The sequence below is a fragment of the Streptomyces sp. UH6 genome, assembly GCF_013421635.1.
In the GTDB taxonomy this organism is placed as follows: Bacteria; Actinomycetota; Actinomycetes; order Streptomycetales; family Streptomycetaceae; genus Streptomyces; species Streptomyces abyssomicinicus.
Genome location: NZ_JACADT010000111.1, coordinates 1 through 9,978, shown reverse-complemented (window position 1 = coordinate 9,978; position 9,978 = coordinate 1). Strand labels below are relative to the sequence as shown.

10 protein-coding genes and 1 pseudogene are annotated in these 9,978 nt (G+C 72.0%); 4 read left to right on the top strand and 7 right to left on the bottom strand.

The genetic code is table 11. From position 1 onward, the window contains the following. The 4 genes and pseudogenes from HW445_RS09210 to HW445_RS09195 all read left to right on the top strand — a co-directional run. Positions 1–1,006 (top strand): annotated as a pseudogene (locus tag HW445_RS09210) (hypothetical protein); the annotation flags it as partial. A 169-nt stretch (positions 1,007–1,175) separates the two neighbouring features. Beyond that, entirely contained in the window at positions 1,176–1,340 is a 165-nt protein-coding gene (locus HW445_RS09205; protein WP_164540557.1) for a hypothetical protein, read from the top strand. Positions 1,341–1,735: 395 nt separating this feature from the next. Continuing rightward, positions 1,736–3,289, top strand: coding sequence for an MDR family MFS transporter (locus HW445_RS09200; RefSeq protein ID WP_180220535.1), 1,554 nt, complete (start codon positions 1,736–1,738; stop codon positions 3,287–3,289). Between the two features lie 152 nt (positions 3,290–3,441). Further along, the gene (locus tag HW445_RS09195) at positions 3,442–4,371 is read left to right on the top strand and encodes a hypothetical protein (RefSeq protein ID WP_180220534.1); all 930 of its coding nucleotides are present in this window, start codon (positions 3,442–3,444) and stop codon (positions 4,369–4,371) included. 81 nt (positions 4,372–4,452) lie between these two features. Here the strand turns inward: HW445_RS09195 and HW445_RS09190 are convergent, their stop codons facing one another. The 7 genes from HW445_RS09190 to HW445_RS09160 are packed head-to-tail and all read right to left on the bottom strand — an operon-like array spanning position 4,453 to position 9,793. Beyond that, complete coding sequence (locus HW445_RS09190) at positions 4,453–5,109, bottom strand: OmpA family protein (RefSeq protein ID WP_180220533.1); 657 nt, start codon at positions 5,107–5,109, stop codon at positions 4,453–4,455. A gap of 2 nt (positions 5,110–5,111) precedes the next feature. Beyond that, complete coding sequence (locus HW445_RS09185; RefSeq protein WP_180220532.1) at positions 5,112–5,681, bottom strand: hypothetical protein; 570 nt, start codon at positions 5,679–5,681, stop codon at positions 5,112–5,114. A gap of 16 nt (positions 5,682–5,697) precedes the next feature. Continuing rightward, positions 5,698–6,300: a pilus assembly protein TadG-related protein gene (locus tag HW445_RS09180; RefSeq protein ID WP_180220531.1), complete on the bottom strand. Its 603-nt coding sequence runs from the start codon at positions 6,298–6,300 to the stop codon at positions 5,698–5,700. Positions 6,301–6,305: 5 nt separating this feature from the next. Continuing rightward, a complete protein-coding gene (locus tag HW445_RS09175; protein ID WP_180220530.1) occupies positions 6,306–6,509 on the bottom strand; it encodes a hypothetical protein in 204 nt (67 codons plus the stop codon). 54 nt (positions 6,510–6,563) lie between these two features. Then, entirely contained in the window at positions 6,564–7,472 is a 909-nt protein-coding gene (locus HW445_RS09170; RefSeq protein ID WP_180220529.1) for a DUF5936 domain-containing protein, read from the bottom strand. Positions 7,473–7,475: 3 nt separating this feature from the next. Next, positions 7,476–8,417 (bottom strand): type II secretion system F family protein, encoded by a 942-nt coding sequence (locus HW445_RS09165; RefSeq protein ID WP_180220528.1) that lies wholly within the window; start codon positions 8,415–8,417, stop codon positions 7,476–7,478. Further along, positions 8,414–9,793, bottom strand: a complete 1,380-nt coding sequence (locus tag HW445_RS09160) for a CpaF family protein (protein ID WP_180220527.1) — start codon at positions 9,791–9,793, stop codon at positions 8,414–8,416. The genes HW445_RS09165 and HW445_RS09160 overlap by 4 nt, the downstream gene beginning before the upstream one ends. Between the last annotated feature and the right edge of the window lie 185 nt (positions 9,794–9,978).

The following is a 9,978-nucleotide window of genomic DNA, read 5'->3' as shown; positions in this document are numbered from 1 at the left end:
CAAGGACGCCTCACGTCACCGGTTCGTCACCGCGGCCCGGATGTGCGACGCCGAGGACCGGACCTGGTTCGGCATGGTCCGGGCCGTCCAGCGGCTGTCCACCGAGGCTCCGCTCCCCCGCCCGCTGCGGGCGGTGCTCTTCCCGGACGAGGCCACGCGGCGGCGCGGCACCGACGGGAAGGCGACCGCCGCGCCGGACGTGCCGGACGCGCCGGCCCTCCTGCTGCCGCCCGGCGCCGACGAGGCGTCCACGCTGCGCCGGGAGAACGCACGCCTGCGGGCGGACCTCGACCGGGCGCGTGAGGAACTGCGGCAGGCCCAACTGGACGCGGACCTGTCGGCGCGCAGCACGGCGGCGCTGGAGGAGCAGCGGGACCTGGCCGTCGCCCAGGCCGAGGAGGACATGGAGACGGCCCTGCGCGCGATGGACGGCGAGGAGGCCGCCAAGGCGGAGGTGTACGTCCTGCGCGAGCGGCTGTGCGAGGAGGGGCGGTACGAGGAGACGGTCGTCAAGGAGGCGGCGGGCGCCCCGGAATCGTTCCGGACGGTGTGGGAGCGCCTGGACAGCCTGGACAGCGTGCTGGTGACGGCGGACGCCCAGCGCGCCCTCGAACTCGACGACGCGCAGCGCGGCCACATCTGGGCGGCCAAGGCGTGGAAGGGCCTGCGGGCGCTGAACGCCTACGCCCGGGCGGCGAAGGACGGATTCAAGGGCGGCTTCTACCAGTACTGCTCCTCCCAGCAGTCGGGCGGCGAGTGGCCGCGCAAGCAGGTCGCGCTGGTGGAGTCGGAGACGACGATGAACCGGTGGGGCGAGGAGCGGATCTTCCCGGTCCCGGAGACGGTCGACGCGTCGGGCATGGCGGAGATGCAGTCCCACCTGAAGATCGACAGCAAGGGGAGCACCTCACCGCGGGTGTACTTCCTGGACGACACCAAGGGCATCACCGGCCGGGTGATCGTGGGCTACATAGGCGCGCACCTGACCAACACCAGGACGAACTGACAACCGTCGCAGGCGGCCGGGACCCGAGGTGGCGAAGGTTCCTCGCCGCGCCTGATCGCCCGGAACGAGGGCAGACGGGAAGGCACGGGCGGCGGCCCCGGCCGAGGGACGCGGGGCCGCCGCCCGCCCCGAGACGACGGATACAACCGAACAACAAGGAGTCAGCCCCATGCTCGCCATAGCCGGTGCCGTGCTGTTCGTCCTCGCCTTCCTGATCAACGTCACAGAACTCGACACCAACGCCGTGTTCAGCTCCGGCAACCTCACCCTCCTGGGCCTCGCCGCCGTCGCCCTGCACCTCGCCGGTCTGGGCGGCCGCCGCACCCGCCACTGACCGGCCCGCTCCCACCGGCCCGGGCCACGCCGATCCGGGCCCGCCATTCCGGCCCGCCATTCCGGCCCGCCGGCCCGGGCTGCTGCTGACCTCCGCCCGCCCGGCACCGGGCCGGCGCCGATGGCCCGATGGGCCGATGGGCCGACGCCCTGCTGCGCCCCGGGGGAATCTGAGAAACTTCTCCCCGGACGACCGAAACCTGCCGCCGGTGCGCGCCGTGTCCGACATCACGGTCCGCACCGCGCCGACCGGAACCCCGCACTTCCTCCGCCCGTTCTGCACGTGACCCCTGTCACCTGGGGACGGGCGGAGGAATGCCCCTGCCTCGGCACGGGTTGCACCCGCCGGGTAACGGCCCACGGTCGCCCAGTAACCAGCAGCAGCCCGGAGGTTTCATGGACACCGCGTCCGCCCGCCCGAACACGCCCTCCCCCTCTCCCGAGGTGAACGGGGAGCACGCCCCGCCCGGCGCGGCCGTTCCGCCCGGCGTTCCCGCGGACGGCAAGCTGTCCCGCAGCCATTTCACCGTGATCGCCCTGCTGCTCGTCGCGGCGTTCGTGGTGATCCTCAACGAGACCACCATGGGCGTGGCGCTCCCGCCGATCATGGAGCACTTCGGTGTGTCGGCCGGCGTCGGCCAGTGGCTCACCACCGTGTTCATGCTGGTGATGGCCGTCGTCATCCCCATGACCGGCTTCCTGTTGCAGCGCCTCGGCACCCGCGGCTCGTTCCTCATAGCCATGGGGCTCTTCACGGCGGGCACCGCCCTGGCCGCGTTGGCCCCGACGTTCGGCGTCCTGGTGCTGGCCCGCGCCGTCCAGGCCAGCGGCACGGCCGTGATGATGCCCCTGCTGATGACGACCGTCATGAACCTGGTCCCGCCGTCCCGGCGCGGCCGCTTCATGGGCAACGTCTCCCTGGTGATCGCCGCCGCTCCCGCGCTCGGTCCCACCATGTCGGGCGCGCTGGTCGGGCCGCTCGGCTGGCGTGGCGTTTTCGGCGTGATGCTGCCGATCGCGATCGCGGCGCTGGTGCTGGGCGCCCTGATGGTCAAGGACGTCTCCGAGCGGAGCCAGCAGAAGCTGGACGTGCCGTCCCTGCCGCTGAGCGCGCTCGGCTTCGGCGGGCTGGTGTACGGCCTGTCGGCGATGGGCGAGGGCGGCGGCGCCGCGGTGCACCCGGCGATCCCGGTGACCGCGGGCCTGGCGGTCCTGCTCCTGTTCGTCCTCCGTCAGCTCAAGCTCCAGCGCACCGACGACGCCCTGATGGACATGCGGGTCTTCCGCGCGCCCGGTTTCTCCAAGTCGCTGGCCGCGATGTCCGTCGCCGCCCTCGGCATGTTCGGCGCGCTGATCCTCCTTCCGCTGGTGCTCCAGCAGGCGATGCACCTCGACCCCCTCTCCACCGGCCTGATCGTGCTCCCCGGCGCCATCCTGATGGGCCTGCTCGGTCCCGTGGTGGGCGGCTGGTACGACCGCTTCGGCCCGCGCCCGCTGGTCATTCCGGGTTCGGTCATGACGGTGGTGGCCATGCTGGGCCTGTCGACCGTGAAGCCGGACAGCTCCTGGATGCTGGTCCTCGTCTCCCACGTCGTGCTGTGCCTCGGCCTCTCGATGATGTTCACCCCCCTGTTCACCACCGCCCTGGCCGGACTGACCCCGCAGCTGTACTCCCACGGCTCCGCGGCGCTGAACACGGTCCAGCAGGTCGCCGGCGCGGCGGGCACGGCCCTGTTCGTCGCCCTCTTCTCCGCCCGCTCCGAGTCCCTCGCCCACGAGGGCCTCCCCAAGGCGGAAGCCCTCACCGGCGGCGCGCAGCTGTCGTTCTGGGTCGGCGCGGCGATCCTGGTCACCGCCCTCCTCATCGGCCTCACCCTCCGCCGGCCCGCCCCGGCCGCGGGGGACGGACACGTCGATGTGAAGAAGGCCGCCCAGCCGGCACCCCACTGACCCCGTCCGGCCCCGGCCCCCGGGCCGCGTCCGGTGCTGCTGACGCCGCCCGCCTCCCCGCCCTCCCCGGCGGGCAGGCGGGCGGCGTTCTGCTGTGCGGGGGTTGTCCACAGCCCCGGCGGAAGGTGAGGCGTCGTCCGTGGCCTTCACCGGTGGACATCGAGCGCATCGGGCGGGAACAGGTCGCCACGTTGCAGGAGCTGCTGGACGCCGGGGTGACGCGCGCCGCCGTCAACCACCGGCGCAAGCGGCACTGGCAGGAACCCCTGCCCCGGGTCTTCGTGTTGCACACCGGCCCTCTGACCTGGCGGCAGCGGTTTCACGCCGCCCTCTGCCATGCGGGATCCGGCGCACAGCTCACCTCCGTCGCCGTGCTCGCGCTGCACGGGTTGCGGGACGCGCCGGAGCCGGCGCGGGTGGCTGAGGTGGAGGTGCTGTTGCCCGTACCGCGCAAGCGCCGGTCGATGTCCTTCGTGAAGGTGCGGCGCACCCGCACCATGCCGCCCCGTACGGTCGACGTGGACGGGTTCCCCTGTGCTCCGCTGCCGTGGGCCCTGGCCGATGCGTGCGCCGCCGCCGTGCGCGCGGGCGAGCCTGTGCGGAAGGGCTGTCTCTACGAGGCGGTCCAGCGCAGGCGGGTAGGGGTGGAGCAGCTGCGGGAGACCTTCCTGCGCCGCCAGGTCCCCCTGACCGGCGAGCTCGGCGCCGTGCTGGCCGACCTTGAAGCCGGCGCCCACTCCGTCGCCGAGGGATGGGGACGGCGACTCGTTGCCCGCAGCGGGCTCCCCCAGCCGCTGTGGAACCGGGCCTTGCGCATCGACGGACGATTCCTGTGCCGCCCCGACGCGTACTGGCCGGAGCACGGGGTCGTGCTGGAGGTGGACTCCGTGCGCCATCACCAGGTCGGGGAGGATTTCACCCGCACGGTGACCCGCCAGGCGTTGCTGGCGTCCGCCGGTCTCTGCGTCATCCCGGCAACCCCCACCCAGCTCCGCACCCGGCCGGACACGGCCCTCGCCCGCCTGGCCGAGGCCCTGTCCCGCGCTCCGTACCCCGGCGTGGGCCGGGTGCGGGTGGGGTAGGTGTGCCGCTTCCTGGTCGCCAGGGGGGTGAATCGCGGGCACACCTACCGGTCGGGCCGGGGCGGGTCGGGTCGGGTCGGGTCAGGCCGAGGGGGCGGAGGCGGAGATGTCGGGGGAGGGGGCCTTCTGGAAGGTGACTTCCACCCTGCGGTTCTTGCGGCGGCCCTCTTCCGTGGAGTTGTCGGCGATGGGGTAGTCCTCGCTGTAGCCGCGGACCTCGTAGGAGACGTCGGGACCCAGGTGGGCGGCGAGTTCGCGCTGGACCTGGTCGGCGCGGTCCTTGGAGAGCTTCTCGCCGTGGGTGTAGCTGCCGAGGTTGTCGGTGAAGCCGAAGACGCGGACGGTGGTGGCCTGCTGGCCCGCGATCTCCTCGGCGATCGCGGCGATGCGGGACTTGGCCTCCGGGTTCAGGCGGGAGCTGTTCTTCGGGAACAGCACCTCCGCCTGGAGGGCCAGGGTGACGGACTCGGGGGTGTCCTCCCGGCGTTCCTCACCGCCGAGGTCCTCCACGACGGACTTGATGTCCAGCACCTTCGCGGGCGCGAGCTGTGCCCCCGGTTCCAGCCGCAGTCCCCCGGCACCGCCGTCCACCTCCGGCGGCGCGGCCGAACTCACGGAACCGGGGGGTTCACTGGGGCCCCCTTCGTCGGCGAGGGCGGGAGTCGCGGTCAGGCTGAGCGTGACGATCACGGCAAGCGCGGTGAAGGCCGTCGGGACGGAGCGGGGGGTGGGTGGCATGGCTACTCCCCCGCCGAAAGCTGAACCGTTGCGGGGGGCATGGAGCCCACCTGGAACTTGACCTCGGTCGCGTCCTCCGCCGGTGCGGGGAACTGGGCGTACCAGTCCGCGGATTCTCCTGCCGCCACACGGGAGAACTTGGTGCAGAGGCACCGTCCGTTGGTGTCCCGCAGAACGAGGTAGCGCTTCTTACCCTCCTCGTCAACGAGGCTCGCCCCCGCCATGGAAACACCGTTGCTGGCCAGCTCTGTCTCAGCACTCTGCCAATCCTCGGCGTACCAGGCCCTTGACCCGTTGTTGGTCAGCGAACCAGTGAGCGTGACGAAGCCCCCCTGATCCCGGTTCGCGGACGTGACCGTCACGGTGACGTCGCCGTCCTTGGCCGTTGCCAGCACTGTGCCCTCAGTAGAAGATTCCTCGCCAGTCGGTGCTCCCTGCGCATCACCGGCAGCGGAATCCTTCGTCGGCTTCGCCTTCCGGTCGTCTCCGTCGCCTCCGTCGGCACAACCAGCCAACAAGAGGGCGCAACCGGAAGCAACGCCCACCAGGCCAAGCCTGACTTTGCGCTTCATGTGACTAGTGGTCCTTTCAATCGGCCAAGTAGACGGCGAACAACACTGCTGCATCTGGTAGGTCGGCTGGGTCGAATTCATTGGGGTCCAGGATCACCAGCTCACCGTCACAGTCGAGTTCGACCGCCTCGGATGCGTCCGCGTCGCTGTCGAACCGGCAGCGTGGCTGCAGTACAGCGACTGCCGAGGCGTCGGCCTTGGCACTCTCGGTGCCCGGGATGATCGACTCCCCCACGGAGAAATTGGTGCGTACCGCCACTAGGTAGCCGGGAAAACCGTTACGGTCGACGGGTTGCGCTCCACCTTGCAGAGACGCGTTGTTCTGCGCAGCCAGTTCCACCGCCGCAGCCGTGGCACCGTTACCGGTGGCCTGGCGCGGGTCCAGCCAATCGAGCCAATCGCCCTCATCCGCCAGCGCGGCCACCAAGCCATCCATCAGTTCCTCGCGCGCCTCTTGCGCCGCCGCCAACGCAGCGGCGTCAGCCGCTGTTTGGGCTTGATTCCGCGCGGACGCAGCTTGGGCCCACGCGAAGAACGCGAGCCCTGCGAGCAGCAGTATTGTCGTGAGCCAGATGTAGAGCGGGAGCGTCTGACCGCCATCCCCCCGGGCGGCTACCAACGAGGTCAGCCGCCGCCGACCACTCGCTGCACGGCATCGCCGATAGCGTTGGAAATCTGACCGTCCAGCCCCAAGCCGTCGATCAGCACAAAGATCCCCGCAACGATGATCAGCAGCCCCGCGTACTCGATGAAGCTCGCGCCCCGGTCTCGTTCCGGTCCTCGTAGGCGGGTGAAGGTGGTCCTGGTCCAGGTGCGGAGTCGGGTCATGGTGGGCCTCCCGGTGGGTGGGTGGGGTGGGGGTACCTGAGGGCGGGGGCGCGGTCATTCGCCCCCCAGGATGGAACCGATACCCGTGGCGGTGCCGAGGAACATGCCCGTGGCGATGAGGATCAGCGTCGCGGGGAGCATGAACAGCAGCGTCGCCAGCGTGGCCTTGGGGATGGTCTTCGCCGCCCGGCGGCGGGCGTTCTGGGCGTCGGTGCGGCGCATGTCGGTGGCGATCTGGATGAGCGTCTCCGCGATGGGGGACCCCAGCTCCTCCCCCTGCTGGAGGGCCGAGACGAACTGGGCGACCTGTTCGCTGTCGTTGCGGCGCCGCAGCTCGTCGAAGGCCTGGCGGCGGGGGACGCCCATGTCCATCTGGCGGAGGGTGATGCGCAGCTCGTCGGCCCACGGCCCCTCGTACCGTTCCGCGACGCGGTCCAGGGCCTGACGGAAGGCGAGGCCGGCCGAGACGACCACGGCGAGGACGTCCAGGAAGTCCGGCAGCGTGCGGTCGATGACCTCGCGGCGCTCACGGACCGCCTGCCAGATCTGGGCGTCGGCGGCGAGGAGGCCGAAGGCGAGGGAGACCAGGGCCATCGGCCAGGACGCGTTGGTGGCGAAGACGAGGAACATGAACGCGCCGAAGAGGCCGTAGACCGCGCGCCGCGCCGCGTACCGCTGGAGGGTGAGGCCGCCGGGGTTGCCGGCCATGTCGATGCGGCGGCGCTTGGCGTCGGCGCGGCGCGGGCCCATGAGGCGCAGGACGGTGGGGGCGAAGCGCATGCCGAGGCGGTCGACGGCGGAGTCACGGCGGCCGACGCGGGTGGAGCCCACCTCCAGGGCGAGGGCGAGGTCGTCGGGGAGGGCCGCGTCGGCGCGCAGCAGGCGGATGCCCAGGAGGAGCCCGGCCGCGGCGAGGGCCGACAGGAGGGCGAGGCCGAGGGGGAGCAGCGTCGACGTCGGCACGGGTCACACCTCGATCTTTCCGAGGCGGCGGATGGCGAGGAAGCCGAGCACGTACAGGCCCAGCGAGAGCAGGACCAGGGCCTGGCCCACCGGGGAGCCGGTCACGCGGGCCAGCGCGCCCTCGTTGGAGGTGTCGACGAGGAGGAGGGAGCCGATGCCGAGCAGCGGCACCGTCAGCGCGGTGGCGTTGACCTCGGAGAGCATGGTGCGGACCTCCCGGCGGGTCTCCTTGCGCTCCTCCAGCGTCTGGGTGAGGTTGCGGAGGGAGGAGACGACGGAGCCGCCGGCCTTGTTGGAGAGGACCAGGGTGGTGACCAGGACGATCAGTTCGCGGGAGGGAAGGCGTTCGGCGAGTTCGCCGAGGGCGTCGTCCATGGAGCGGCCGAGGGTCAGCTGGTCGGCGACGCGCGCCAGCTCCGAGCCCGCGGGGTCGTCGAGTTCCTCCGCCGCCATGGCGAGGGCGGTGCGCAGGGCGAGGCCGGCGGCGGTGGCGTTGGCGATGAGGCGTGCCACGTCGGGGAGTTGGTTGATGAACGCCTCGATGCGGCGCTGCCGCTGCCAGTTGAGGTAGACCCCGGCGGACCACAGCGCGACGAACGCGGCGATGGGACCGAAGAAGGGGGCGAGGACGGCGGAGGCGACGATCCAGAGGGCGACGGCGGCGCCGGCCGCGTACGCGGCGAACTCGCCGACGGTGACGTCCAGTCCGGTGGCCGCCAGCCGTAGCTGCACCGCGCGCCCGAGCCGGGTGCGGCGCAGGCGGCGGTCGACGGAGGTGAAGCGGCGGGAGCGGCCGCCGACCGGTCCGACGGCGCCCTGTTCGGCCTCCAGGCGGTCGACGAGGGCCTGGCGCTGGGCGCGGCCGGAGGCGTGGACGTGGATGCCGGCCACGGCGAGGAGGGCGGCGAGCAGGGTGGCGCCGAGGGCCAGGAGCGACCAGTTCATGTCAGCGCCTCCCGGGTGTTGCGGGCGTCGAGCGCGTCGGTGACGCCGAAGGCGGGCGGGACGGCCTCGTCGGCGAGGAACAGCTTGTCGGCGGCCTCGCGGGGCAGGGGAAGGTGCTGGTGGTGGCCGTGGACGACGCGGTCGGGGCCCATCGGCCGCGGGACGAAGCGGGAGACGGTGGCGATGCGGTAGGCCTGGCGGCCGCGGGAGACGAGGAGGGCGATCTCCACGATGCGGCGGGCGCCGTCGGCGTGGCGGGCGAGCTGGACGACGACGTCGACGGCGGAGTTGATCTGGTCGGTGAGGGCCTCGAAGGGGATGCCGACCTCGGACATCGAGCCGAGGGTCTGGAGCCGCATCAGGGCGTCCTCGGCGGTGTTGGCGTGGACGGTGGCGAGGGAGCCGTCGTGGCCGGTGGACATGGCCTGGAGCATGTCGAGGGTCTCGCCGCCGCGGACCTCGCCGACGATGATCCGGTCGGGGCGCATGCGCAGGGAGTTGCGGACCAGGTCGCGGATGGTGATCTGGCCCTTGCCCTCGATGTTGGCGGGGCGGGACTCCAGGCGGATCACGTGGCTCTGCTGGAGCTGGAGTTCGGCGGAGTCCTCGATGGTGATGATGCGTTCGTGGGAGGGGACCAGGCCGGAGAGGGCGTTGAGGAGGGTCGTCTTCCCGGTGCCGGTGCCGCCGCTGACGATGATGTTGAAGCGGGCGCGGACGAACGCGGCGAGCAGGAGCAGCATCTGTTCGTCGAGGGAGCCGAGGCCGATCAGTTCGGGGAGCGTGTAGGCGCGCGGGAAGCGGCGGATGGTGAGGGTGGGGCCGGTGAGGGCGAGCGGCGGGATGATCACGTTGACGCGCTCGCCGGTGGGCAGGCGGGCGTCGACCATCGGGTTGGACTCGTCCACGCGGCGGTTGACGGTGGAGACGATGCGCTCGATGGTCTGCATCAGCTGGTCGGCGGAGGCGAAGCGCAGCGGCAGGTGCTCGACGCGGCCGGAGCGCTCGACGAAGATCGAGTCGGGGCCGTTGACCATGATCTCGGTGATCGACGGGTCGGCGAGGAGCGGTTCGAGGACGCCGAGGCCGAGGGCCTCGTCGACGACGCGGCGGATCAGGCGGGCGCGTTCGGTGGAGGAGAGGACGGGGCCCTCGCGGCTGATGATGTGGCCCAGGACGCGCTCCAGGCGCGTGCGGCGCTCGGTGGCGCCGAGGGCGGACATCTCGGCGAGGTCGATCTCCTCGAGCAGTTTGGCCCGGTAGACGGCGACGAGGTGGTTCTCCTCGCGCTGGCCGGCCGCGCCGTCCTGGCCGGGGATGCCGGACGGGGCGCCGTCGGGGCCGTTGGCCGCGGCGAGGCGGGATCGCAGGCTCATGGGGCTCTCCTTCCTCAGCCGTCGGCGGACAGGCGGTCGGTGGGCATGGTGGCCTCGCGGACGATGTCCCAGCCCTCGCCGAGGAGCGGGATGACGGACGGGACGTGGACGGTGACGCGGGCGGTGGTGGTCTCGGGTCCGGTGGGGGCGCTGACGGCGGGGTCGAGCCAGGAGCTGACGGCGGC

Excerpts from the sequence above, each read along its gene's own strand:
- HW445_RS09160 (WP_180220527.1), bottom strand. The coding sequence starts at position 9,793 with ATGAGCCTGCGATCCCGCCTCGCCGCGGCCAACGGCCCCGACGGCGCC.
- HW445_RS09190 (WP_180220533.1), bottom strand. The coding sequence starts at position 5,109 with ATGCCACCCACCCCCCGCTCCGTCCCGACGGCCTTCACCGCGCTTGCC.
- HW445_RS09165 (WP_180220528.1), bottom strand. The coding sequence starts at position 8,417 with ATGAACTGGTCGCTCCTGGCCCTCGGCGCCACCCTGCTCGCCGCCCTC.
- HW445_RS09200 (WP_180220535.1), top strand. The coding sequence starts at position 1,736 with ATGGACACCGCGTCCGCCCGCCCGAACACGCCCTCCCCCTCTCCCGAG.
- HW445_RS09175 (WP_180220530.1), bottom strand. The coding sequence starts at position 6,509 with ATGACCCGACTCCGCACCTGGACCAGGACCACCTTCACCCGCCTACGA.
- HW445_RS09185 (WP_180220532.1), bottom strand. The coding sequence starts at position 5,681 with ATGAAGCGCAAAGTCAGGCTTGGCCTGGTGGGCGTTGCTTCCGGTTGC.
- HW445_RS09205 (WP_164540557.1), top strand. The coding sequence starts at position 1,176 with ATGCTCGCCATAGCCGGTGCCGTGCTGTTCGTCCTCGCCTTCCTGATC.